Raw genomic sequence first — 25600 nt, forward strand, 5'->3', positions numbered from 1 at the left:
TATCGTTTAAGCCTCCGAAAGATTGCGGCTTTGTTTGTTGCGTTTTGCGACCGATTTAAGGATAAAGTAACCCACAACGGCGATCAGAACGGTGTTACCCGCAGCGATGATCGTCAACTGAGTAAAGACCTTGGTGAATGGTTCTGCGTAGAGAACGGTGTCGAGCAAGGCTGAACAGCCGTAGCCAAATACATTGCCAACCAAAGCAAGGAGAACGAAGAGAATAAAATCTTTGTTATCGAAGTGGCCTTGAGAGATACGCTGTTTGGTTAAGATAGGGAAGAAACCGATCACCAAGCCGACAATGCCTGAGCCCAGAACCCAAGTTAGCCATACGCCCCAGCCAGCAAATAAATCGGTCACCCAGTGGCCGATAAATCCAACTAGGAAGCCAACGATAGGGCCAAATAGTACAGAGAAAAGAGCTAATACAGCCATTGCTGGTTTAAGTGTTGTATTGGCGAAAACTGGAATACCAAACATAGGCAGGCCGCCGATACCGTAGAGTGCTGCGCCGATCGCAATGACCACGACTGTTTTTGCTGAAAAGTTCATAGATAACCTTTTGTATTACATCCTTTCATCCGTGCTTTTAGCGATGAACAACGAGCGAATGAATGGCAATGAAATTGTAAAAGAACGCAATGATAGGTGCTTTATTTGATTGAGTTTTATACACCTATGTTCGTCAGGTGCAGATTATACCTTCAGAGTTTGAGCTTGGAAAGCTAACTATCTGGATGGCTAAAAAGTAGCTGGTTCTTTTACTGATTAAAAATGCCGTTCTTAATCCTGCCAATGAAAAAGGCCTCTATGGTGGAGGCCTGTTGATTGGTAGGGTTAATGATCGAGATAGAGGTAGTTTTGCCAGCTCTTCATTCGAATCAGGACTTTACGCATGATAGAAACATGGCTGAACCTATCTGAATAGACGGCCACTTCAACTGCAGTACCTAAAGGAAGTTGGTACTCAGTGAGGTCGTCAGTAATTTTAAGCGTCACAAAGACTCGTCCACTGGTTCTCAATGCTTCAGTACCAAGTAAGCTACCACGAGCTTGGAACTGGCTTTCGCCTATGGCGGGTAGAACCTCTATCACTTCGCCTTTAAACACTTTTCCTGGTAGTGCTCTGAATAGAAACTCAGCTTCAAAACCTGGTTTTAGTCTTTGTAGCGAATTTTGGCGAAACGCGGCGGTATAGATTTTTTCTTCGGTATGGACGAAAGTCATAACCGGTGCCAGCGGTAGCGGTACGGCCATTACACCAGGTCGCAGCGCAAGTTGTGTGGCAAAGCCATCTGTGGGCGCTCTCACGACGGTCTGCTCTAAATCAAACTCGGCTTTGCGAAGGTCAGCTAAAAGGCGAGCGACCGTGGTGTTTTCACCGCCGATCACAGAGTCTAGCGCTAGCTCAGCTTGTTCAACGCCCGCTGCTGCGGACTCAACGGCTGCTTGCGCTGCTTTGTAGGCTTGACGGCGAGTATCAAGTTGCTGCTCGGTAAACGCACCTTTATCGTAACCACGTTGATAGCGCGAGAACTCTCTTTGTGCTTTATCTCGTTCAGCAATCGCTTGTAATTCTGTGGCTTTGGCGGCCTGAAGCTTAGACTCTAAGCCAAGGGCTCCCTGGCTTGCTTCTTTGATTTGAGCTTCTAACTTAGCCACTTCGGCCTGATAAGGGATGGGATCAATTCGAAACAAAATATCGCCTTGTTGCAATGGCTTATTTGCTTCGACAGGGACCTCAATCACTTTACCACGCACGCCAGACACGATCGGTGTTGAAGAGAAAATCTGATTGCCGATCTGAGTAAATGGGTGGTTGAAGTTCATTAATAGAATCAGCGTACCGATCAAAACCACGCCCCCAAGCACTGCTGTTGGGACAGTCCACTTATTCAATGGGATATTGAATACTTTGAAAATGGTAATACATAGCGCGGCATAAGTCAGAATGAGTAGTAAATCCATTATTGCTCCTCCTGCTTATTGTTATCATCAGACTTTTTCTGGCTCTGGGTTGCTTTGAGGGTTGCAATTTCCTGCTCTAACTGAGCAACCTGATCGATGAGGGTGGAAACTCGATGGTGGATATCATGCTGCTCTTCTTCGAGCTTTTGAAATCCCCAGCCCCGCTCTTTTCGCCAAATGGTGGCCCAAATCCACAAAAATGGCCAAATGGCATGAAGAGTAAAGAGGCTAACCCAGCCCGCGTAGTGAATGGCGTCTTGGTGGGGGTGCCCGCGCTCTTTAGCTATTTCATAGGGAATATCGTGAATAACGATAATGCCATAGAAGATAACTAGGGCAACAAAGACCAACAGCCCTAAGGCGAAGTAGTCTAAAAACATAGCTAAGTCCCTGTAGTTGTGTTTCTAAATTTAAATCGTACGGCGGTTGAGAAATAAAGTATAGAAATAAAAACAACAAATTAGCGATTAATTGGTTACAATTTTGTCAAAAGTTAACAAACAGCAACGTTATGCGAGGAATGATGGGTTTTCAGGGAGAGATTGCCGCAATTGGCGCTGCAATGGTGTGGGCGCTTGCTACTTGGATTTATAGCCAGTTTAGCCATCGTTTTTCAGCACTGCAGTTGAATATTCTAAAAGGCGTCATTGCTTCGGTTATGATGCTGGTCGTACTGCCGTTTGACGCACAGTTTGACCAACCGATCTCTAAAGAACACTTGCTGATTTTGGCTCTATCTGGCGTGATTGGAATTGCGGTGGGCGACAGTGCGTATTTTGCCTCATTAAAGCGGATTGGTGCCAACAAAACACTCCTGCTGGAGTCATTGGCTCCGCCGCTCTCCGGTGTACTAGCCATCGTCGCTCTTGGTAGTACACTGTCATCCCAGAGTTGGCTTGGTGTTATGATCACCACTCTTGCGGTGACTTTCGTCATCTTTCAACCCACTGAAAACAGCCGCAATATGTCTTGGTCAGGCGTAGCTTTCGGTTTGTTGGCGAGTGTCTGTCAGGCGACAGGCGTGGTTATTTCTCACTATGCTCTCGTCGCCGGTGATCTTCCGCCGCTACTCGGTGCATTGATCCGACTCTCTGTGGGAGTCATTGCGGTGATAGTGGTGATTCAGTTTGTTGAAAAAGCCCCTTTTCGAATGATAAAACACCACGTAAAAGAACTGACATCACAAGCATTTTTGTGGCTGCTGGGGGCGATTTTTGTTGGTACTTTCCTTGCTCTATGGTTGCAACAGGTATCACTCAAATATGCCAATCCAGCAATTGCGCAAACCTTGATTGCGACCAGCCCTTTGTTCATGCTTGTGATTTACTTGTTTAAAGGACAGCGAATCGACGCCAAAAGTGCTGTAGGCACAGTGGTCGCGGTGGGGGGGATTTCTTTGTTCTTTATTCAGTAGTTGACTACTCAGTGCAGACTTGATTGCGCCCATTTGCTTTGGCTCGATAAAGTGCTTTATCTGCTCGGTAAAATGTGCGCTGGGTGTTTTCGCCCTCGCGATGGAGCGTGATGCCAATACTTACGGTTAGTCCGCGTTCGCCAAGAATATTTTGCCAACCAAAATTGAAAATACGCTCACGGTAGTTTTCGGCATGCAATTCAGCCTGCTCGAGTGTAGAACGTTCGAGAATCACCAAGAACTCTTCTCCACCAAAACGCACACATGAAGCGCCACGAAACTTGAAATAGGTTGAAAGTTCGTGGGAGACGTTAACAATAGCTTTGTCGCCAACCAAATGGCTCAGCTCATCATTGATCGACTTAAAGTGATCGATATCGACGACCATCAAAGCAAATGGCACATCATGCAACAGCAAGTCTTTCAGTTTGACATCCAACCAACGGCGGTTGTGTAGAGAGGTCAAAGGATCGGTGAACACGTCTTGTTGAAGCTGAGCTACGGTATGCTTTTGGCTTTCTGTAGTCTCTTTCAGCTCTCGGTTCTCTTGCTCCGACAAGATCAGTTTTAATTGCAACTCAAAACGAGAAAGTCGACGTAGTTGACTGGCGCCTAACTCCCCGATTGGGATCTTCTTCATTAGATCACTCTCAATCCGGTAGGCGCTTTTTTGGTATTCTAGGGCACTTTTGAAATCATCTCTCTGCGCGCTAATTTCCGCCAGCGAGTTACATAGCTGAAGGTTGAGGATCGGAGACGCGTATTGTTTGATTCGTTTTCGGGTTGATTCTAGAACCCAATTTGCAATATGAGGTTTATTTACTTCACACAGGCAGGCAGCAAGTTCTAAACGGATCATGTTAGACAGCCAAGTCGAGTGAATGTTACCTGTCGTGTACTGTACGTTGCCAAGACAACGCATCGCTGAGTCTAGTTGTCTGCTTTGTCGATATAACTTTGCTTGGTAGAGAAGAATTTGGCCAGACAGAACTTTGTCACTGACTAGGATGCTTAACTCTTCACACTCTTTAATCAGATCGCTTGCAGCGGTGGTTCGATTGAGTTCGATATAACAGGCCAACATATAGAGTTTGTAACGCAAACGGAGCGAACGACTACTAATGGCATGGTCGATACTGTCAACTTTTTGATAATAACGCAGTGCGCGGTTGTGATCGCCATAGGCATCGCATAAGTTGCCCATACCTATGACCGCAAGAACATAAGCATCAATGAAGCCGTTATCGACCGCTATCGTCGATGAACTGCTGTATTCACCAAGAGCGCCATGGTAATCCCCATTTTCTACCAGTTTATCTGCAAGTGCGTTACGTACCTCTAAAATGAGCTCAGCGTCTTCAGGCAGAGAGAGATACCTTAACGCTTGTCTAAGTTCATCTATGCTGGCTTGCAACTGCTTCAGCTCAAAACGAAACTCAGCGCTAATGATTAAACACTGTGCTTTTTCCTGCGATGTGGTTGCTACATGTAGTCTGACATGATCCCAAAATATCAATGCCTCTTCACCGGACACGGAAGCTGCATCTAAACCGGAGTCAGATATCTTTTTAAACAATGCTTCCATCATGATCTTCCTGTTGCAGGCTGTCTTCGAGCTGCTCTAATGTGAAAGGGAAAGAGAGGATATCTTGGTATACAACCTTAGGTAAATCTTGGTTGAGCCCACGACGGTGCCATGGGTAAATTTCAATCATTTTTGCAAGGATATGGAAAACGTTAAGCGCTTCTTCACCTTTGTCGGCCAGAAGTAATCCGATGCGTTCACTGCTCAGTCGAGCCAGCAGATCTTGTTTATTACAAATCGAGTGTGTCAGTTCCGCACAGACATCAAGGCAGTTGGAGTCATGGTGTTGGATGGTAATGACGGCATGGTTCGATCGTTTCAGTTCAGTCTTGAATAGAACTAACTGCTCCCACCAATAGGTTTCCGATACCATCTGACTTAACTGTTTGTCTGGGTCAAATTCATGTTGACCACGAATTCGGTTGATCAGCTTGCGGGCGCGTTGTTCGAGCTGTCGTTTAGACGCGCGGGCTTTGTCGTTACTGACTCTTGCTGTTTGCTCGCGGAGCATAGCAATAGAGTGTTTACGATATTTTTGAAACGCTTGAAGGGCAGTTTGGTAGTCACCCGACTCTTCAGCGACACGAGATTGTTGGAAACAGATTTGCGATAGCAACTCGCCATTGTCGAAGGAAATGGCAGACTGTTCTGCCTGTATGAGTAATTCTGCGGCTTTTTCAGGTCTTTTACGGAGAAGTTCGACTCGCGCTCGGCTAATGAATGAGTGCGCCTTCATCCAAATGAGATCGTGGCGCAGGGCGAGTTCGTGAGCTTTGCTGGTGGCTTGTTCTGCATCCTCGATGCGCTCAAGTCCTAGCAGGGCTAATCCTCTAAAATCCCACACTTCTGCTTGCCATGTTTTATCTTGATGGTCTTTTAACACTTCCATCGCACCATCGAGAACCGAGAGCATTTCTACATAGTTGTTGAGTAAATACAGATCCCAAGCGAGTAAGATTCGTGCCTTACCTTCGAGCCAGCCAATACGGCTGTTATTGGCCACCTTAACGGCTAATTCATGGGTAGATTTGGCAAGTTGGTATTCGTGGGTGATACGCCAGACATTACCAAGGCCAATCAGTGCTTCGAGTTGGATTTCTGTTTCATCAACTAGGGCAGACTGCTCTAGCGCGTTGATCCAAAATTGTTGTGCGGAGTAGTATTTGGCTTCTCCCCAGTAATGCAGGGCGTGAATGTGTAAGATTTCTGGAAGGAGGTCGTCAGTATCAAGTGCATTGAGTTTACTATGGGCGTCTTTTATGTACTTTAAGCCCTTGCGGTACTCCATTGTGCACCAAGCACAACGAGACATGATGATTAGACACTGGATTTCACCTTCAGGGAAAAGGATCTGCGATGAGCGAGCGGCGCATTGCTCAGCAATCGCCCACACTTTATCGGGTTCCGTTTCAATTCGCCCTTTGAGTTGCTCAATTTCGACTTCTAACAGTCGCTGGCTTTTATCCAATGAATCAATCCTTTACTGCATCAGTGTTCACATACTTACTGGTATTATATTAATTGCTAAAGAATGAACACTACTAAAAGTGCTAAAACAGAAACTGTTTACGGGCATTCGTCACATTACTGAGAATTATGAAAGTAGTTCGCGCAAAGTCAAAGGTGATTGAGTTAATTCTAAAGTTTGAGCGGCTGTCCTTCCTGTCTTATCCTGATAGCATAAATTATGCCATGCTCTGAATATATCAAGCATTGGCATCAGTCCACCTGGACGTAACTTGCGCCTAGGTTCATTGATAAAGCTCTCAAACAAAGTTTGAAAACGATGTTGATAAAACTCTGTTTGGCGGATTGAAGCCTTACGAAGCCACTGTTTTGGTTGGTTATTATTCCCAGCTAGGTAACAAATACCTTTAGAGGCTTGTTCGCCAGACACTATTGCCCACCTATCGCGCCACCATCCCATGTGAACAATATCGATTTTGTCGATTGGGTTTTCTTCTCGCCACGTTTTATCTTCCTCAACGTACATAAGGTCGATATTTTGACGCTGTATTCTCGGCAGGCAAACACTCAAGGCCGCAGAACGTAGTACCGGATCTTGTGGCAAATATATGGAAACTTGACGCTCACTGTGACACATATCCATCACGTGCAGAAAATGCGCGTAGGAAGTATAGGGTGGACGAATCAACGCACCCTTCGACGGGTAGTTAAATACCGTAAGATTTCCCATTGGATCTTCAACGTTACCGCGAGCCAAAATGGTTTGATATTGCTGATCAATGCGCTCCCTTAAAAACGGTGAAGGGGTTGGCGCTGGCATATTGGCTTCGGATGAATGTTCACGTGAAACGAATCGTGCCGGAAACTGATACGGATCGTGATCGACACTTCCACTAGGTTCTTCGTCAGCAGAATAATTGACGTGTTGACATAAGATGTAACCACTGTGCGCTTCACCAGTCGCTATCCACAAAACGCCATTATTGCTTTTGGGCTGGAGAGACACGTAATGAGAGGCAAGCTGATAGTCTTGAGCGTGGTTTACCCAACGGGCGTCAAACATGGCCAGTTTTCTACGACAACGACTTGCGATGTGATCGAGGTGATCGTAAAACGTCTTTGGATTGATCTCTAACTTGCGGCATATTTCGCGTACGGAATAGCCCATAAAGAGCAAACCAAGTAGGTTTTCTTGGAAGTGCAGTTTTTTATTGGCACCTGACCATTTATCGACAAACGTCGACTGACATGACTTACAACGGTAACGCTGACGGTCACCGCTATAGCCAAAGGCATGGTATAGATGTTTATGGGTGTGGACAGAAAGTCCGAAGTTTTGACAGTCGTCATTACGACAGGCGGGTAGGCCGTCGCTGTGGAGATGTCTAAGGCGGTGAAGTTCATTTAAAACTTCACGGTTATTAAGTAAGGGGGGGAAAGCACCACACTCCCGACATACCATCGCAGGTCGCTTAGGGTTAGCATGCTGCACAACGTAACGATGCGCTTCACTCAATCCAAAGTTGTCACACGCCAATGTTTTACAAAAGTTGAGCTGTAACCCGTCTGCTTCCTGTGGCAGTTTGCCAGTAGTCACTATCTCCCCCTCGGGATATTCAGGCCACCAAAGACAACTTTGGCGGCAATAAGAATAGAATTAGATGTTGATCGCTGTTTCTAGAGCCACTTTCATCATGTCGTTGAATGACTTCTGACGCTCTTCTGAACTTAGCTTCTCACCACGGATGATATGGTCAGATACGGTTAGGATAGTTAGTGCTTTCGCCCCTAAGTCTGCAGCAACACCGTAGATACCTGCTGCTTCCATATCAACACCTAGAATGCCTAGCTTTTCCATCTTCTCGAAGATGTCCGCTTCTGGTGTGTAGAATAGGTCTGCAGAGAATACGTTACCTACTTTTACAGGAACTTGTTGAGCACGCGCTTGGTTCACCGCTTCTTCAAGTAGACCGTAGTCAGCAATCGCCGCGAAATCATGGTTGTTGAAACGAATGCGGTTAACTTTAGAGTCAGTAGAAGCACCCATACCGATCACAACGTCCATTAGGTTTACGTCGTCACGTACCGCGCCACAGCTACCTACACGAATTACGTTCTTCACGCCGTACTCAGCGATAAGTTCGTGCACGTAGATACAGCAAGAAGGGATACCCATACCGTGGCCCATAACCGATACTTTTTTACCTTTGTAAGTACCAGTAAAACCAAACATATTACGAACGTCACAAACTTGCTTGACATCTTCTAGGAAAGTTTCAGCGATGTACTTAGCGCGAAGCGGGTCGCCTGGCATAAGTACTGTTTCTGCGAAATCACCAGGTTGAGCGTTAATGTGTGGGGTTGCCATAGTTATTACTCCAAATTTATTAGTCAATCACGGTGTTGATTACTAATTGTGTTGATTTTGAAAAATCTGTTGAGGCAATACTAGCTATATCTGCCAATACTCCATGAGAAGTATGTCACAAAAGAGCGGCTATGTGTGTCAAATGTGCCTATTGATAACCAAATGTGTTGAAACTGGTAAAGCAATCGATTCGGAAAAACGTTTGCTTTATGTGGTGAACCAAATAAGCAATTTTTTCGTACCATTTCCCATGATTGTACAAACACTATTTTTGTACAGTTGAAGAAAATTATGCTAAAACTTGTACAGGATTTTTACTTGTATAGCCACAAAGTTCGTAAGGAGCTCGCTATGGAACAGAAGATTAAGATTGGCATCAGTGCTTGTGTATTGGGCGAACGAGTGCGATTCGACTCCGGCCATAAAGTCAGTAAGTTTGTGACCAAAGAGCTCGCGCCTTATTTTGATTTTGTATCCGTCTGCCCTGAGGTGGGAGCCGGGATGCCAGTACCAAGACCGACGATTCGCTTAATTTCGAATGAAGAGCGAATTGCTTTGGTCGAAACGAAGGATCCAAGCAAGGAACATACTCAACAAATGCTCGACTTTTCCAAAGCAAAAGTAGAGGCGCTAGCGAGTGAGCAGTTATGCGGCTATATCGTCTGTGCTAAATCACCAACTTGTGGCATGGAAAGAGTCAAAGTCTACAAAAATGGTGGGGCTGAAAACATTGGTGTTGGGCTTTATACCAGAGAGTTAATGGAACGAATGCCATGGCTACCGGTAGAAGAAGACGGTCGGCTCAATGATCCTGTGCTCAAAGAGAACTTTGTAACTAGGGTCTACACCTTACAAGATTTCTATCAGTCTATGGGTGATGAACCGACAAGAGGGAAAATCGTCGCATTCCACTCTAGATATAAGTTGGTACTGATGGCACACCATCCTCAGTCCTATAAAAAATTAGGCAGCTTAGTCGCCAATATAAAAGAGTATCGGCTTGATGAGTTTTACTCTCTCTATCGTGAAGGGCTAATGAAAGCGATGTCGTACCGAGCGAGCAGAAAGAATAACACCAATGTTCTTCTCCATATTCAGGGCTACTTTAAACGTCAATTAGGTAAAGCCGAGAAACAAGAGCTGCGTCAGACCATCGATGATTATCGTGTCGGTTTACTCCCTTTGCTTGCCCCCCTAACTCTGCTTAAACATTACTTGTCGGCGCATCCTGATCAGTACCTTTCTCAGCAGGTGTTCTTCCAACCCCATCCTCAGGAGTTACGTTTAAGATATGGATTGTGAACAAAAGCAGTATGCAATTAGAGAAGTGTCTCAACTGACTGGTGTAAAGCCCGTGACATTGCGGGCTTGGCAACGGCGCTACAATTTAATTCAGCCACACCGTACGGAAAAAGGTCACCGAATCTATACTGAGCAGCACATAGCGCTTATTGGGGAGATACAGAGTTGGCTGAGTAAAGGAGTCTCTATCGGTAAGGTCAAACAGGTTTTAGATCTGAATGACGCCGGCGAGGCAAATGAGCTGACCGTTGTCAATCATTTGGATGAGGTACCGTTGTTGTTAGAGGCTTTAGCTAAGCTCAGCAAAAACAAAGCGGACTCCATCATTGCCACAGTGCTGAAAGAGTACCCGATTGATATTGTAGAGCGGCAGTTCATTCAGCCCACTGAAAAAGCGCTTTCCGTGGTTCGGTTCGGTTTACGATCACTCCAAACTGGGATGATGAGAACCTTATTAGTTGCACGGCTTAACGAGATTTTAGAAGCAGAAAACAAAGTATCTAGCTCTAAACGTTGCTTACTTATTTGTTATGAAAGCACCAACGATATCGAGTCTCGCTTGTGGGCATTAACGCTTTCTCAGTCAGGTCTGCATGTCGTTATTGTCGATGGTGTCGATGACTTGTCGGGATTAGTAGAACACCCTGACTTAGATGTTTATGACACATTGGCGATTTTTAGTGGACGTCCAGTTACCGTAGCCCAGCAATCTCATATTGAGAGAATTAAGCTCAGTTTTAGCGGCAACCTGGTGCTATCCGATATGGTAGAAAGCGAGTAAAACGATGAAGTTAGTATGGCTACGTAGAGACCTGCGTGTCGAAGATAACCGCGCCTTGAACTTAGCATTAGCATCAGGCCAACCTGTCGCAGCCATTTATGTTGCAACTCCTAAGACTTGGCAGCGTCACGGCTTGGCACCTATTCAGGCAGACTTGATCTTTCGTCGCTTATGCGAATTGCGCAATGATCTTGATTTACTCAATGTCCCTCTATTCTATGTGCAAGTAGAGACGTTTACACAGGCGGCAGAGAGAGTGGCTGATTTGGCACAAGCTAACTCAGTGAGCGGCGTTTTCTACAATAAGGAGTATGAAGTTGACGAGCGAAATCGCGATTCATATTTAGAACAGCAACTGAGCGATTCAGATATCGAAGTGATAGGGGTCGATGACAAGTGTGCGTTGAGACCGGGCAGTGTGCTCAATAAACAAGGGGACTACTTCAAGGTTTTTACCCCGTTTAAACGCGCATATCTTACCAAATTGTACCAACAGCCTATTAGCGTACTGAAAGCAAAGCCTGTCGACTGCAAAGCTGAGCTTCAATCCATAGATGGCATAGAACGGTTTTCGTCGGCTTGTGCGCTAGATTACCCTCGCGTGTGCAGTGCAAGTTACTCTGTCGAAACCAATGCTATCATTGGTCAACTTCGACGTTTTGTTTTTGAACGTTGTGATCAGTATGATCAGCAAAGGGATATTCCATCGATCAACGGCACCAGTATGCTATCTCCCTATTTAGCTATAGGGGCCTTATCGATACGTCAGTGCATGGCCCGTCTCCATGATAGTCAGACATTACCACTTACCGCAGGAAGAGAAGTTTGGCTAACTGAATTAGTCTGGCGCGACTTTTATCAGCACTTGATCTACTTTGAAGATAAGTTGAGTAAAGGCAAGAGCTTTGTTGAATGGGGAGATTCACTTACTTGGCGAGATTCAGCCAGCGCAGTGATAGCTTGGCAAACAGGACACACAGGCTATCCCATTGTTGATGCAGCAATGAGGCAGCTAAACCAGACTGGCTGGATGCATAATCGATTAAGAATGATTGTGGCCAGTTTTTTAGTCAAAGACCTGCATCTAGATTGGCGTGTCGGCGAACGATACTTTATCTCGCATCTCATCGACGGTGACTATGCGGCCAATAATGGTGGCTGGCAGTGGTGCGCTTCTACCGGTTGTGACGGCCAACCCTATTTCAGGATCTTTAACCCCATTTCTCAGGGAGAGAAATTCGACCCTCAAGGTGACTTTGTTTACCAATGGATTCCTGAGCTAGCCAAAGTACCTCGCCAGTTTATCCATCAACCCTGGAAGTGGAGTAAAGCAAAGGAATTGTCATATCCGTCACCAATAGTTGATCATAAGACCGAAAGAGAGATAACCTTAACCCTTTATAAAGATGCTAAGGACAATGTGAATGGTACGTAAGTTTATCGCGTTCTTTTGTTGTATAAGTTCGCCTTTATTTGCGGCTACTTACGACTTGCCTGCCAAAGAAAGCAGTATAGTAGGCAGAACTCAATATCATAAGGTGCAAGAAGGTGACACATTGGCGAATATCGCCAAGCAATACGATGTTGGTTTTCTCTCTCTTATGGCTGCAAATAAGGGGGTAGATCCCTTTCTTCCCACTGTAGACTACGTATTGACTATTCCGACCCAAATCATTTTGCCTAATGTTGAACGTCAGGGAATCGTGATCAACTTAGCTGAGTTACGACTCTACTATTTTGAACCTGAGATCAATAAGGTACATATTTTCCCTGTCGGCATTGGACGTATAGGGCGTGATACTCCAGAAATGGAGACTAAAATCAGCCAGAAACGTCCAAATCCTACGTGGACTCCACCAGCATCGATTCGAAAAGAGTATCTTGCCAAAGGCATCGAGCTACCAGCGGTTGTACCGGCCGGTCCTGAAAACCCACTAGGAGAATACGCGTTACGCTTGGCGTACGGCGCTGGAGACTATCTAATTCATGGGACCAACAAAGATTTTGGTATCGGACTTAGAGTCAGTTCAGGTTGTATTCGCATGGATCCGAAAGATATCGAGTGGTTGTTTTCACAGGTTCAGTTAGGGGAGAAGGTACGTGTGATCAATGAACCTATCAAGGTGGCATTAGAGCCAGATCGAAGTGTCTTTCTCGAAGCTCATGAGCCTTTGACTCGTAGTGATGGCATCAAGAAACCTTTAATCATGCCGCAAGAACTGACATGGTGGTTGGAAGAATTTGACCAGTCGGATGTTAAGGCTCGAGCCGCAATCCTTGCTCAAAACGGTGTTCCCGTCGAAATCGTCGCACCAAGCTTTATCAACTAAAGAACAAAAAAGAAAGGGTCTGCATGCAGACCCTTTCTTTTAAAAGACGTAATTACTTAGTGTAAGACTGAGCAATGTTGTCGATACGCTCATTTGCACGAGCTGCTTCTTCTTGAGCTGCCATAGCCGCATCACCAGACTTACGAACTTCTGATTGAAGAGCTTGAACGTCTTGGCTTAGCTGGCTTACTTGATTGCTCAGTTCATCCATTTTCGCAGTAGTAGCTTCGTCTGGACCAGACGCACAACCAGCTAGTAGAAGCACAGAAGATGCTGCAGCTGCGATCAACATTTTGTTCATAAGTGAACTCCTTGCATGTATAAGTATCAATAAAATGTCCTATACCTTTTTGTGTATAGTAACGTCAATTAGTGTAGCCCTAATCTTACGCTTCCAAAAGTCAGAAAAAGTCAAAAAAACCCAAGATTTTAGGTAATTATCGAATTAGTTGACCCACGTCTCATTGGTGAGAGCAATGAATGTAAGGCAATAAAAGTGATACTTTTATCGCATTAGTGACATTCGATATTATTTTATGTGATCTCTATCCTCCTTGAGCGAATCCAGTTATCATAGCCTGTTTTTATTAATTCCCGTGTTGTAAGGCTCCATCATAAGCTTCGCCTGCGACACTTAATGATCAAATGGAGAATACTTTGCAATTTAAAGATTTAGGTTTAGACAATCGCTTACTCAAGAACTTAAAGCATTTTGACTTTAAGAAGGCGACAGAAATACAGCAACAAGCGATCCCGGTCGCGATTGCAGGTAAAGATCTGTTGGCTTCTTCGAAAACGGGTTCTGGTAAGACGTTGGCTTTTGTTTTGCCTATGTTGCACAAGTCATTAAAAAACAAAGCATTCTCTGCAAAAGATCCTCGCGCATTGATTCTTGCACCAACGCGTGAGTTGGCAAAACAGGTTTACGGCGAACTACGTTCTATGCTGGGTGGCCTGACGTACGACGCGACTCTGATTGTTGGTGGTGAGAACTTTAATGATCAGGTGAAAGCACTACGCCGCTACCCTAAGTTCATTGTTGCGACGCCAGGGCGTTTAGCCGACCACTTAGAACATCGTTCACTGTTCTTAGATGGACTTGAAACACTTGTTCTTGATGAAGCAGACCGCATGCTTGACTTGGGCTTTGCTCCTGAACTGCGCCGTATTCACCTTGCTGCTAAGCATCGCCGTCGTCAAACTCTCATGTTCTCTGCCACACTTGATCATGCTGAAGTGAATGACATCGCTTTCGAAATGCTTGATGCGCCAAAACGTATTGCGATTGGTGCAGGTAGCGCAGAGCACACAGATATCACTCAGAAGTTTTACTTGTGTGATCACTTAGATCATAAAGAAGCGATTTTAGAACGTATCTTAGAGCAAGAGAACTACAAGCAGCTGATTATCTTTACGGCGACCCGTGCCGATACGGAAAGACTGACCGCCAAGCTGAATGAGAAAAAGCTGAAAGCGATTGCGCTTAGCGGTGGCTTAACTCAGACTCAGCGCAATACGATTATGAGTCAGTTTGAACGTGCTGTGTTTAAGATTCTTGTCACAACCGATATTGCTTCTCGCGGTTTGGATATTGCTAGCGTTACGCACGTGGTTAACTTTGATATGCCGAAACATACTGAAGAATATGTTCACCGAGTCGGTCGTACTGGTCGAGCAGGTAATAAAGGTGACGCAGTTTCTTTGGTTGGGCCAAAAGACTGGGATAGCTTTAAGCGTGTAGAGGCGTTTTTACAGCAAGATTTAGCATTCTCTGAGCTTGAAGGGCTGAAAGGTAAATTTAAAGGCTTACGTCCTAATAAACCCGATTATCGTGGTAAAGGTAAGTCTGCGAAGAAAGCGGCACCACAAGCCAAGAAAGCAGCCAAGAAACCCGTTAAACGCGATAAGAGTTTCCATCAGAATGTTGCTGTGGGTGATACGGTATTCATTCCGAAAAAGAAAGTCGCACCGAAAACAGACGACGAATAAGCCGTCAGATAACAAGATAATGTCACGAAAAAGGGTTGCTGTAATGGCAACCCTTTTTGATTGTTCACCACCCATTTTTGGGCGGGGATTATCACTGCGTTAGGGCAGTGTAGTCGTTAGACTTTAAAGAAACCAAGTTGTTGCTTTTGGTTTTCTGCAAGGGTTGAGAGTTCTTGGCTCGCCGCCGCAGACTGAGTAATACCTGTCACGTTTTGGCTTACTAATTCATAGATGTTGCCAAGATTTGTATTGATGTCAGCAGTGACTTGACCTTGCTCTTCGGAGGCGACAGCCACTTGTGCGTTTAACGTGGTGAGTTCAGAGATAGACGCACTAATGTTGTGCAATGCACTACGAACTTGCTCAGCTTGTTGTTGATTCTGTGCAAGCAGATCCAAGCTTGAACTCATGCTGTCGTTTGCAGTACCTGATTGTGTTTGCAGCTCTTCAATGATGGTCTGAATCTCTTTGGTCGATTCTTGAGTACGTGCGGCTAGCATACGAACTTCGTCAGCGACTACGGCAAATCCACGCCCACTCTCGCCCGCACGCGCGGCTTCGATTGCGGCGTTAAGAGCCAGCAAGTTGGTTTGCTCAGAAATGCTTTCAATCACTTCAATGACTTTGCCAATTTGCTCAGACTGTTCTTTAAGATTAGTGACTACGTTTGCAGCTTGGGCCAGTTGGTCAGCCATCTTGATGCTTGCACGAGTGTTTTGCTCAAAAATCTCTAGACTTTCGCGAGCAAGTTTATTTGCACTGCTTGAGGCTGCATCTGCTAGGTTAGCATTTTGTGTTACTTCCGAAGCGGTGGTTTCCATTTGGTTGATAGCCGAAGCGACTTGCTCAACTTCATTCTTTTCTTGATCTGAGTTCACGCTTGATTGAGTCATTACCGCTGCGAGTTCCGTTGACGCAGAAGCCACATCGACACTGATTCTAACCAGTGAGTCTACCGTTGTTTTCAGTTGAACAACGGTCGCGTTAAAGTCGCGCGACAGTGCAGTAATTTCATTGTTGCCTTCTTCAGCTACAGTGATACGTAAATTGCCTTCAGCGAGCTCTTTCATTGCTTTCTGAAGTTGCTTAATTGGTGTCACGATGACGCCAGCAAGTAGCCAACTGATTGCACACGCGGCCAATAGAACAATAGCCAATCCTACCACCGAATTAAACATGACGCCTGAGTGAATTTCTTCATTCTGTTCCACTTCAGCGAGAGCAATCTGGTTTAGCTTTTTCGATAGACTGTCGATAGCGTCTACCATCTGTTTACCTTTATCACGGTAAATGCCAGAAGCTTGATTGTACTGGTTATCAAAATCACTAGAGGTCACAGATTGACCGTGTTTTTTGTTGAGTAACGGAATCATCGTTTCTATCGAATAGCTAACGTAATCCTCGATAGCGAGTTCCATTTGCTCGATCTCACGCTGGAGACCGTCTATATCACGCAAATTATCGAGTAGGCGCAGATTCTCTGTCTGTTTCGTACGAAGCGTGACTTGTAATTGCGCAACATCTTCCGCGCGGAACAGGCTGTAGATAGCCTTAATGCGCATTCCGTAGGTATTATCAATAATCTTAGTCAGCTCATCTTTGTGCTGAATAACATCATGGGTAGAAACGGTCACTTGGTTAAAGGCATTCTTCAGGGTAGAAGTGCTGTAGCTGATGCCTGCAATAAGGAGCAGTATTGTAAATACTACAGGCACAACAACTTGCAGCTTGATAGATAAGCCACTTAATAACTGGCGCATGAATAGTCCTCTTCTGATAAAAGATATTATTATATTTGTTTGATAATCATTCTAATTTGCATTATCGATAATGCAATCAATAATTCGCGCTATTGTAAAACACTGCACGGTGCAGGGTCACTAAGGAATTATATTATTTAACATAGTCTTACAGGATGTTGCTTGGTTTGTGTGAGAGGGTACTTATGTTTGGTTAACCTAGGGTTACAATTTTATTTTGAGTATTGAAAGATTTTCACCTTTGTCATAGAGGCTTCAACTAAGTGAAACACAACTGTCATATTCGAGTCCTAAAGTGGGCAGCGTTCAAGTTAAACACAACGGCAATAACGCCACTTAAGGATAATGTGATGAAAAAGACAGTAATCGGTGCAATCGCACTTCTAGGCGCAATGGCAGTGACTTCAGTTTCTGCTAAGGAAACGATCTCTGCTGTAGGTTCTAGCAGCGTAACTCCACTGATGGAAGTTTTCTCTGAAACATACATGAAAACAAACCCAAACATCTTTATTGAAGTACAAGGACCTGGTTCTTCTGCGGGTGTTAAAGCGGCCAAAAATGGCAGCGCGGATTTAGGCATGTCTTCGCGTAACCTAAAAGATTCTGAAAAAGAGCCTGCTCTTAAAGAACTAACAATCGCGCTAGACGGCATCGCAGTTGTCGTTAACCCAAAGAATGGTTTAGAAATGTTAACTGGCGAACAAGTAACGGCTATTTATAAAGGCGAAATCACTAACTGGAAAGATGTTGGTGGTGCAGATAAGCCAATCGTCGCGATCACTCGTGATACAGCGTCTGGCACACGTGGTGCTTTCGAAGACATCATGCAACTTAAGAAGAAAGTTTCTGGCAAGAGTGTTTCTGCAATCTCTCAGCGTGCGCAAGTGGCAAATGGTAACGGTGCACTAAAAACAATGGTTGCTTCAAACCCTTACGCGATTGGTTATATCTCTTTGGGTACAGTAGATAACACAGTCAATGCACTCTCAATCGATGGTGTACCGGCAAATGTGGACAATGTTAAGAACGGCTCTTATAAAGTTGCACGCCCATTCCTAGTTCTTTACAAAGAAGGTAAACCATCAGCAGAAACTCAAAAGTTCCTAGATTGGATGGTGACGCCTGAAGCACAAAATCTAGTAGGCAAAAAAGGCTACATCTCAGTTAACTAATCTCAGTTGGCCCCCTTAACTTTGCTCAGCCCACTTTTTCGGGCTGAGCGTTTTCAATCCATTTCGACTCTGCTTTGCAGCTCGAACTGCGAGATTTTCATATGACCATCGCAAATAGTGAAAAGCTTATGAATACTGAATTGACTCAATTGAATAAGCCAGGTCTGCGCGCTAAAAAGCGTGTGGATTGGAAAGAACGAATTTTCCACGGACTATTTCTTACCAGTGCGGTTATCGGTATTGTCTCTCTAGCGGTTATCGCTTACTTCATCGTTAAAGAAAGTATCCCTGCGTTCCAAGAAGCGGGTGTTTCTGGCATCGTGCTTGGACAAGATTGGTTACCACCTGCACTGTATGGTGTGGCAACCATGATTGTCGCCTCTGTGGTTTCTACCTTAGGTGCGGTTGTGGTAGGGGTTCCTATCGGTGTTTTAACGGCAATCTATATTGCTGAAATCGCACCAAAGCGTGTGGCGGATATTATTCGCCCTGCGGTAGAGCTACTCGCGGGCATCCCTTCTGTGGTTTATGGTTTCTTTGGTTTGGTCATCATCGTTCCGCTGATTCAAGAAATCTTTGATGTGCCTGCGGGTAACACGATTTTGGCGGGTATTATCGTACTTGGTGTGATGATTCTTCCTACAGTTATCACCGTATCTGAAACGTCCATTCGTGCGGTTCCACGTACCTACAAAGAAGGCTCATTAGCACTTGGTGCCTCGAAAATATTTACTATTTTCAAACTGCTAGTTCCAGCTGCGCGTAGCGGTATTATGACAGGTGTGATATTAGGTATCGGCCGAGCGTTAGGTGAAACCATGGCGATCATTATGGTGATGGGTAACGCCCCTGCGATGCCAGAAGGTATCCTCGATTCAGCACGTACACTGACTGCTAATATTGCAATCGAAATGTCTTACGCAAGTGGTGTTCACGCCAACGCTCTATACGCTACAGGTGTTGTTCTACTGGTATTTATTATGTCTCTTAATGCCGTTCTGCTTTACCTGAACCGTGAGAAGGCGAGGTAATAATCATGTCTGCTATTAAATCATCACCTAATCAGTCAAAGGTCTCGCAAATGGACACTGCAAAGCTGAAAAAGGCGCGTCAGACAAAAGATAATATCTTGAATGCTTTTGTTTGGGCTTCTGCCGCACTTACCGTTGGATTCCTGTTTTGGATTATTTGGTACATTCTGTCGAACGGGCTAAAGCACGTAGATTGGGCATTCATTACCGATAGCTACACCGCAACGGGTGAGGAGAAAGGTATTTTTCCTATGATTGTGTCGACCATATATATGGTTATCGCATCGATCGCTGTAGCTGCACCACTTGGCATTATGACGGCAATCTACCTAACTGAGTATGCCAAAGTCGGAAGTCGTCTAGTTAAAGTAATTCGTTTCTGTACCGAGTCATTAGCAGGTATTCCATCGATCATCTTTGGTCTATTTGGTATGACATTCTTTGTGGCGATCCTTGGCTTGGGTTTCTCGATTCTATCGGGTGCTTTGACTCTAAGTATTCTTATTCTTCCGGTGATTATCCGTACGACGGAAGAAGCACTCATGGCAGTGCCTCAAACTTATCGTGAAGGTTCTTATGCATTGGGATCTTCAAAAATTTACACTATTTGGCGTCTTATCTTACCAAGTGCGACACCAGGTATCTTAACTTCGGTCATTCTGAGTATTGGTCGTGTAATTGGTGAATCTGCGCCTGTTTTCTTAACCGCAGGTATGGTTGCGCGAATCCCTGATTCTTTACTGGATTCGGGACGCACGCTGACGGTTCACCTTTATAAGCTAACTACCGAGCTGTTCACTATTGATGAGTGGAATCAGGCATACGGTACAGCGACAGTGCTGATTGTTGTGGTCTTACTGATCAATACGGCAACGAAATTTATTGCGAGCTACTTTAATAAAGCGACGTACTAACCCTTTCAGCACAAGTTAAACACCAATTACAGAATTTAAGAGATTAAGAAAATGAACAAATTTAATATTGAAAACCTAGATCTTTTTTATGGTGAAAACCAAGCCCTGAAATCGATTAACTTACCTGTACCAGAACGTCAGGTAACGGCGCTGATTGGCCCTTCTGGCTGTGGTAAGTCAACATTATTACGCTGCCTTAACCGTATGAACGATCTGATTGAAGGGGTTAAGATTACCGGTCGTCTAGAGATGGATGGCGACGATATCTACGGTAATATCGATGTTGCAGACCTACGTATAAAAGTAGGAATGGTGTTCCAAAAGCCAAACCCATTCCCAATGAGCATCTACGAAAATGTCGCTTATGGCTTACGTGCTCAGGGGATTAAAGACAAAAAGCATATTGATGAAGTGGTCGAACGTTCATTGCGCGGCGCGGCGTTGTGGGATGAAGTGAAAGATCGTCTTAAGTCCCATGCGTTTGGTTTGTCTGGTGGTCAGCAGCAACGTCTTTGTATCGCACGTACCATTGCGATGGAACCTGATGTTATTCTGATGGATGAACCTACTTCAGCCTTAGACCCAATCGCGACGCACAAAATAGAAGAGTTGATGGAAGAGCTGAAAAAGAACTACACCATTGTCATCGTGACTCACTCAATGCAACAAGCGCGTCGAATCTCAGATCGCACGGCCTTCTTCCTCATGGGTGAACTTGTAGAACACAATGATACGCAGATTATTTTTAGTGAGCCAAAAGACGACCGCACAAGAGGTTATGTCAATGGTGACTTCGGCTAACCAGTTACTGGCACAAAAATTATAACTATAAGCGATGGAACTTTGCCCCTCATTTGAGGGGCTTTTTTATGTCTTTAAGAAAGAAATGGCTGTTTCACATGTGTCTCACCTGTCTCACTACACTGTCTCATGTGAGACTGATATATCTAACTTTTTATCATAAGGTGTTGATTTTTAGTTGTTTATTTTTTGGCATGAGCGTTGCTCTACCTAATGTGAATCCGAATTGGCTTCAGGTTAGGGATAATGCAAAAAGTAATTCTGATAATAACAAGTTTATTTAGCCTTCAACTCTCAGCACAAGAGTTAGTCACTTTAGGTCCGTCTACGTTTCAAGGGGCGGAAGGGGCTATTACCGTCAATATCGCTGCTGGTGAGCACAATGTTCAAAGCAGTAACTTTGTCTACTCAGCTCAGGGTGACTATGAGTTAACTATCATCTCTTCAACACAAAGTTCAAAGATCGCTTCTTCTGCTTCGGCGTCTATTGAATCAGCTGCATTCGATAGTGCTGGTGGCTATATCAGTGCCAACCTAGCGGCTGGTAACAGTAATCAACAGCACAACATCATCATTTTCGCCCCTAGTTCTGAAGTGAGCTGGGAAGTGGCTGATCTCAGCTCTCAGTCAGCAGCGATCTCTGATAGAGGATATTCAGAGAAAGGTGATGACCTTTCAGTCGACATCGCTCCACTTGCTCTAAACGGAGCTAGCGGAGTTATTCAAATGAGCCAAATCGCCGGTAGTGGCAATACCGTGCGCAATACATTCCAAATGCCAACAACCATAAATTAATCTCAATGAAATGAGGAAAAAACACCATGGAAAAACAATGGAATAAGGTACCGTTAGCGGTAATCATCGGAACGATCCTATCTGCGCCTGCCTATGCAGATGGGCTTGAAGTAGAGGCCAATAATTTACAGGTCTCTGCGGACAACTGGGTGGATGTAACATTTAATGCTCCAGGTGTTTCCGATACGGGAATCACAAATAACGCCTCATTAAGCAGTGGTGCATTTGATGATGCAAGAGGGGTTGTGCATTCAAACGTTGCTGCGGGATTTTATAACCAAGGTAGCAACCAAGCCTCTATGGGTACACGTGCTGAAGGTAATTTAGATGAGGCTGCTTCAGTTAGAGCTGGTTCTGCGCAAGCGAGCAGTGGTGAAAACCTGTCGATGAAAAAAGACTTTGGTGGCGATAATGACAACAGTGCAACTTTAGACGGTGCATTTAAGGGTGCCAAAGGCGTTATCGGCACAAACGTTGCCGCGGGTGTATCAAACTTGCAGACCAATAATGTTGCTATGGGTAATGCCGAAGATGCTAGCGAACTAACATTGACAGCAGCCTCTGAACAATACCTTGGACTTGCCCGCACTGATGGTGGTGAGGTTGAAGGAAACACGGTGAACTCACTGGGTGCGGACAATGTCGCAAAAGTTCAGGGTGACGCGTTTAAAGGTGCTAATGGCATTGGTGGGGCTAACGTTACTTCAGGAATGGCTAACCAACAAGCGAACTCTGTCGCTTTAGCCAACTTTGTTACTGTTGGTTCAGGTGATCCGTCTGAAGGAAATCCAGCTGCAAATATTGGTGAGACATTAGGTGTTGATGGACTACCTGCTAACACTAACAACAAGCAACCTTTAGATAACCAGACTGAAGTGACAAGCGTTACTCTGACATCGAAAGGTAAACAGACTCTGGATGGAAATAGTGTAACTGTTGATGGCGACCCGCATCAATTCCAAAACAACACTTCACTGATCGATAATGTGTTTAACGCTGTGAAAGGCATTTTCGGTCTTAACGTGGCTTCCGGCGATCTTAATGCACAAAGTAACAATGTATCGCTAGGTGTGACGGCGCTACCTGATCCAGATACTGGTAGTACAGTTAACGTCAATGCCCTTGCCGAGCAAAGTGTACAAAACAACTCTGTAAGCTATACCAATAACGATGGTAACAACAATAACCCATCAACCAATGATGCCACGATTTCAAAGAGTTTTGTTGGTGCGAATGGTATCGTTGGTGCTAACGCTGCCGCGGGACAAAATAATGCTCAAACCAACAACGTTGCGGTAGCGGTGACTGAGCCTAATGGTAACGGGCCTGTTGATGCTGTCAGTGTGGTTGCATCGTCAACTCAATCTGTCACATCTAATACATTAACTCAGACGCAAGACGCTAGCCTTGGTCAGGTGACCAACAATGCCACTATTAATAAAGGTTCTTTCTCTGGTTCACAAGGCATAGTAGGCGCTAACGCTGCAGCTGGTCAGTTCAATGCCCAGTCTAACCAGGTGAGTGTTGCCTCCGTTGCTGGTTGGATAGACTCACAGTCTGGAACTAGTGGAGTTGTTAAGGCTAATTCTGAACAAACAGTTTCAGGCAACGCCATGGCGACAGAGGGAGAGGAGAACTACGAAGTAACTTCAAACGCGACATTAACTGGTAATGCACTAGATAATATTACCGGTATTACTGGCGCGAATATCGCAGCAGGTCAAGGCAATGCTCAAACCAACAATGTTGCAATGAGCAGTGCATACGGTGATGTCGACTCTTCTGAAGTAGTGGCGGAGAGTACACAAAACGTCACTCAGTCAAACATTTCACCGGACAGTGAATCGGACTTAACGTCAAGCGCAACTATTAGTTCTAACTTCTCGAGTGACATTTCAGGCATCATGGGTGTCAATGTGGCGTCAGGTCAGTCGAATGTGCAATCTAATAACGTCGCCTTGGCTTCGTATAACGACCAGAATGAATCTACAGCAGATGCACTTCAAGTTGAAGCAACCAGTCAGCAAGCCGTGACTTCAAATGATGTCTTTGCAAGTGGTAATGGCTATATCGATAACAATGCATCGATTGATGGTTCGTTTAAGGGTGGAGTCAGTGGTGTGGTTGGCGTGAACGTCACGTCGGGCCAAGCTAATGCAGCAAGTAACAACGTTGCACTTGGTTTATATGCAAGCAATCAGCAAGATGACTCTCAGGGCGATTTAATCAAAGCCAAAGCTAGCTCAGAACAATCGGTTGTTGGGAATACTAATAACATCGATCAAGGTAGCGAAGCTCCTATCAGCAATACAGCGTCAATTAAGAACTCATTCACTAATGGAGCGTCTGGCGTGGTTGGCGTGAATAACGCGGCTGGTCAAGGTAACGCTCAGGCTAATAACGTAGCGATTGCCTTAGATGAATCATCGGATGACGGTGCTGGCGCTGGTTCAGTTATTGCCGCATCAAATCAGGATGTCATCAGTAATAATACCATTTCGGATATCCAAGAAGGCATTGCCGTTTCGAACCAAGCAACGCTAGCAGGCTCATTCACAGATGTGTCGGGTGTTGTTGGAGTTAACCTGTCTTCAGGCCAAACTAACGCGCAAGCTAACAATGTGGCGATTAGTAATGGCTCTGGCGGTGGTGAAACTAACCCATTCTCTAAACAGGACGGTATTGACACGACATCAAGCTTTAGTGGTGTGCTAGCGGCAAGCATTCAAGAGATTGATGGTAGTGATGTGACGTTAGGAGCGAGTGATACGGTTTCGGAAAATGTTGCAACACTTACAGGTTCGTTTGCTAAAGCAAGTGGTGTAATTGGTGCTAACGTTACTGCTGGGCAGGCTAACGCGCAATCGAACAATGTGGCGATTGCGGCTGACGGTCAATCCGGTGCGCAAGATGGCACATTAGCAGCGGCGGCAGTTAGTCTGCAAGAGTTCGATGAAGTGGATGTATCGCTAGGAAGTGGTTTCGAAAATAGCGCGACACTAACCGAATCGTTCAATAATGGTACTAAAGGCATTGTTGGCGCGAACGTGTCTTCTGGTCAGGCAAACGCTCAAACCAACAACGTAGCACTTTCTTCAAATGATGGTCAGCCGTCAGTAGCGGTTGCGGGTAGTGCTCAGGTTATTGGCGCGCAGCTAAATGGTGCAGGTACTGGTAATACGGGTACCAACAATCCAATGACTGTGACTAATGAGCTGTTTGCAAGTGAAGCGACTCTGTCGAACTCATTTAAAGACGCGAAAGGTATCCTAGGTGTCAATATAGCTTCAGGCCAGTTAAATGCTCAGGCAAACAATGTTGCGGCTTCAGTAACTGGTACCGATGCTGGTGCTCCTACTGGTGCAGTCAACGTCCAGGCTGCGGTTATTAATGAAGTGAACTACAACGCCACAGGTGCTTATACAGCAGTACTTGGTAGCAATGCATTCAACGGTGCGACGGGTGTGATTGGTACCAACATGGCGGTCGGTGTTGCGAATGGTCAAAGCAATAACGTTGCAATGCAAATCGCTGATGGCAATACCTCTGGTCCGGCTGTAGCAGCTAACATTCAAGGTTCGTTTGCCAATGGAGCAGCAACCAGAACAACAACTGGAGCGGTTGATGTTGATGGTATGGCTGAATTCGCAGGTCTTGCTGTTGAGAGTGTACAGCTAAGTAAGTTTGCAGTGTCTGATAATGGTACTGGTAGTAACAGTGACCTGGTCAGCGTAGGCAATACAGCGACAATCACAAACAGCTATAAAGGTGCTAAAGGTGTTATCGGCGTTAACGTAGCATCAGGCTTAGGCAACTTGCAAAGCAACAATGTTACGCTTGTCGCTTCACGCGGCAACTAACGACATGGTGTAAATATCGAAATGCCCTCTTCGGAGGGCATCCTTTTAAGCTTAAGGATA

21 protein-coding genes are annotated in these 25600 nt (G+C 45.1%); 12 read left to right on the forward strand and 9 right to left on the reverse strand.

What is annotated here, in order from left to right; all coding sequences use genetic code 11:
* Positions 1 to 6: 6 nt before the first annotated feature.
* From ACQEXT_RS04755 to ACQEXT_RS04765, 3 genes are all read right to left on the reverse strand, one after another.
* Positions 7 to 555: an ECF-type riboflavin transporter substrate-binding protein gene (locus ACQEXT_RS04755; RefSeq protein ID WP_331418143.1), complete on the reverse strand. Its 549-nt coding sequence runs from the start codon at positions 553 to 555 to the stop codon at positions 7 to 9.
* Between the two features lie 285 nt (positions 556 to 840).
* The gene (locus ACQEXT_RS04760; RefSeq protein WP_426950849.1) at positions 841 to 1971 is read right to left on the reverse strand and encodes an HlyD family secretion protein; all 1131 of its coding nucleotides are present in this window, start codon (positions 1969 to 1971) and stop codon (positions 841 to 843) included.
* Positions 1971 to 2351 carry a DUF3302 domain-containing protein gene (locus ACQEXT_RS04765; protein ID WP_426950850.1) on the reverse strand — a complete coding sequence of 127 codons (381 nt, stop codon included), beginning with the start codon at positions 2349 to 2351 and terminating at the stop codon, positions 1971 to 1973. The genes ACQEXT_RS04760 and ACQEXT_RS04765 overlap by 1 nt, the downstream gene beginning before the upstream one ends.
* A 143-nt stretch (positions 2352 to 2494) precedes the next feature.
* Between ACQEXT_RS04765 and ACQEXT_RS04770 the strand changes: the two genes are divergently transcribed.
* The gene (locus ACQEXT_RS04770) at positions 2495 to 3385 is read left to right on the forward strand and encodes a DMT family transporter (protein WP_426950925.1); all 891 of its coding nucleotides are present in this window, start codon (positions 2495 to 2497) and stop codon (positions 3383 to 3385) included.
* Positions 3386 to 3389: 4 nt separating this feature from the next.
* Here the strand turns inward: ACQEXT_RS04770 and ACQEXT_RS04775 are convergent, their stop codons facing one another.
* From ACQEXT_RS04775 to deoD, 4 genes are all read right to left on the reverse strand, one after another.
* The gene (locus ACQEXT_RS04775) at positions 3390 to 4970 is read right to left on the reverse strand and encodes a diguanylate cyclase domain-containing protein (protein ID WP_426950927.1); all 1581 of its coding nucleotides are present in this window, start codon (positions 4968 to 4970) and stop codon (positions 3390 to 3392) included.
* Complete coding sequence (locus ACQEXT_RS04780; RefSeq protein ID WP_426950852.1) at positions 4954 to 6438, reverse strand: tetratricopeptide repeat protein; 1485 nt, start codon at positions 6436 to 6438, stop codon at positions 4954 to 4956. Before ACQEXT_RS04780 ends, ACQEXT_RS04775 begins: the two co-directional genes overlap by 17 nt.
* Positions 6439 to 6564: 126 nt before the next feature.
* The gene (locus ACQEXT_RS04785; protein ID WP_426950854.1) at positions 6565 to 8034 is read right to left on the reverse strand and encodes a transposase; all 1470 of its coding nucleotides are present in this window, start codon (positions 8032 to 8034) and stop codon (positions 6565 to 6567) included.
* 60 nt (positions 8035 to 8094) lie between these two features.
* Positions 8095 to 8805, reverse strand: a complete 711-nt coding sequence (gene deoD, locus ACQEXT_RS04790; RefSeq protein ID WP_005394915.1) for a purine-nucleoside phosphorylase — start codon at positions 8803 to 8805, stop codon at positions 8095 to 8097.
* Between the two features lie 351 nt (positions 8806 to 9156).
* Here deoD and ACQEXT_RS04795 point away from each other — a divergent pair, with 351 nt between their 5' ends.
* From ACQEXT_RS04795 to ACQEXT_RS04810, 4 genes are read left to right on the forward strand one after another with little or no spacing between them, the layout of a single operon-like run.
* Positions 9157 to 10107: a YbgA family protein gene (locus ACQEXT_RS04795; protein WP_426950855.1), complete on the forward strand. Its 951-nt coding sequence runs from the start codon at positions 9157 to 9159 to the stop codon at positions 10105 to 10107.
* Positions 10097 to 10888, forward strand: a complete 792-nt coding sequence (locus ACQEXT_RS04800) for a MerR family transcriptional regulator (protein ID WP_426950857.1) — start codon at positions 10097 to 10099, stop codon at positions 10886 to 10888. The genes ACQEXT_RS04795 and ACQEXT_RS04800 overlap by 11 nt, the downstream gene beginning before the upstream one ends.
* Before the next feature lie 4 nt (positions 10889 to 10892).
* A complete protein-coding gene (gene phrB, locus ACQEXT_RS04805) occupies positions 10893 to 12323 on the forward strand; it encodes a deoxyribodipyrimidine photo-lyase (RefSeq protein ID WP_426950858.1) in 1431 nt (476 codons plus the stop codon).
* Positions 12313 to 13218 (forward strand): L,D-transpeptidase family protein, encoded by a 906-nt coding sequence (locus ACQEXT_RS04810; RefSeq protein ID WP_426950859.1) that lies wholly within the window; start codon positions 12313 to 12315, stop codon positions 13216 to 13218. The genes phrB and ACQEXT_RS04810 overlap by 11 nt, the downstream gene beginning before the upstream one ends.
* A 52-nt stretch (positions 13219 to 13270) precedes the next feature.
* Here ACQEXT_RS04810 and ACQEXT_RS04815 read toward each other — a convergent pair whose 3' ends face one another.
* Positions 13271 to 13519: an Lpp/OprI family alanine-zipper lipoprotein gene (locus ACQEXT_RS04815; RefSeq protein WP_006880552.1), complete on the reverse strand. Its 249-nt coding sequence runs from the start codon at positions 13517 to 13519 to the stop codon at positions 13271 to 13273.
* 344 nt (positions 13520 to 13863) lie between these two features.
* On the opposite strand from ACQEXT_RS04815, the gene ACQEXT_RS04820 reads away from it, so the two are divergent.
* On the forward strand, positions 13864 to 15207 hold the full coding sequence (locus tag ACQEXT_RS04820; protein ID WP_138970586.1) for a DEAD/DEAH box helicase: 1344 nt from the start codon (positions 13864 to 13866) through the stop codon (positions 15205 to 15207).
* Positions 15208 to 15323: 116 nt separating this feature from the next.
* Here the strand turns inward: ACQEXT_RS04820 and ACQEXT_RS04825 are convergent, their stop codons facing one another.
* Complete coding sequence (locus tag ACQEXT_RS04825; RefSeq protein WP_426950860.1) at positions 15324 to 16967, reverse strand: methyl-accepting chemotaxis protein; 1644 nt, start codon at positions 16965 to 16967, stop codon at positions 15324 to 15326.
* Between the two features lie 350 nt (positions 16968 to 17317).
* Between ACQEXT_RS04825 and ACQEXT_RS04830 the strand changes: the two genes are divergently transcribed.
* From ACQEXT_RS04830 to ACQEXT_RS04855, 6 genes are all read left to right on the forward strand, one after another.
* Positions 17318 to 18139 (forward strand): phosphate ABC transporter substrate-binding protein, encoded by an 822-nt coding sequence (locus tag ACQEXT_RS04830; protein ID WP_331418153.1) that lies wholly within the window; start codon positions 17318 to 17320, stop codon positions 18137 to 18139.
* Positions 18140 to 18240: 101 nt separating this feature from the next.
* Positions 18241 to 19170, forward strand: a complete 930-nt coding sequence (pstC, locus tag ACQEXT_RS04835; protein WP_426950862.1) for a phosphate ABC transporter permease subunit PstC — start codon at positions 18241 to 18243, stop codon at positions 19168 to 19170.
* A gap of 50 nt (positions 19171 to 19220) precedes the next feature.
* Positions 19221 to 20084, forward strand: coding sequence for a phosphate ABC transporter permease PstA (gene pstA / locus ACQEXT_RS04840; RefSeq protein WP_138970602.1), 864 nt, complete (start codon positions 19221 to 19223; stop codon positions 20082 to 20084).
* A gap of 51 nt (positions 20085 to 20135) precedes the next feature.
* Positions 20136 to 20885 (forward strand): phosphate ABC transporter ATP-binding protein PstB, encoded by a 750-nt coding sequence (gene pstB / locus ACQEXT_RS04845; RefSeq protein ID WP_138970583.1) that lies wholly within the window; start codon positions 20136 to 20138, stop codon positions 20883 to 20885.
* 246 nt (positions 20886 to 21131) lie between these two features.
* Positions 21132 to 21680, forward strand: a complete 549-nt coding sequence (locus tag ACQEXT_RS04850) for a hypothetical protein (RefSeq protein ID WP_426950863.1) — start codon at positions 21132 to 21134, stop codon at positions 21678 to 21680.
* A 26-nt stretch (positions 21681 to 21706) separates the two neighbouring features.
* On the forward strand, positions 21707 to 25540 hold the full coding sequence (locus ACQEXT_RS04855) for a beta strand repeat-containing protein (protein WP_426950865.1): 3834 nt from the start codon (positions 21707 to 21709) through the stop codon (positions 25538 to 25540).
* Positions 25541 to 25600 lie beyond the last annotated feature (60 nt).

The organism is Vibrio sp. TRT 29B02, from assembly GCF_050113655.1.
In the GTDB taxonomy this organism is placed as follows: Bacteria; Pseudomonadota; Gammaproteobacteria; order Enterobacterales; family Vibrionaceae; genus Vibrio.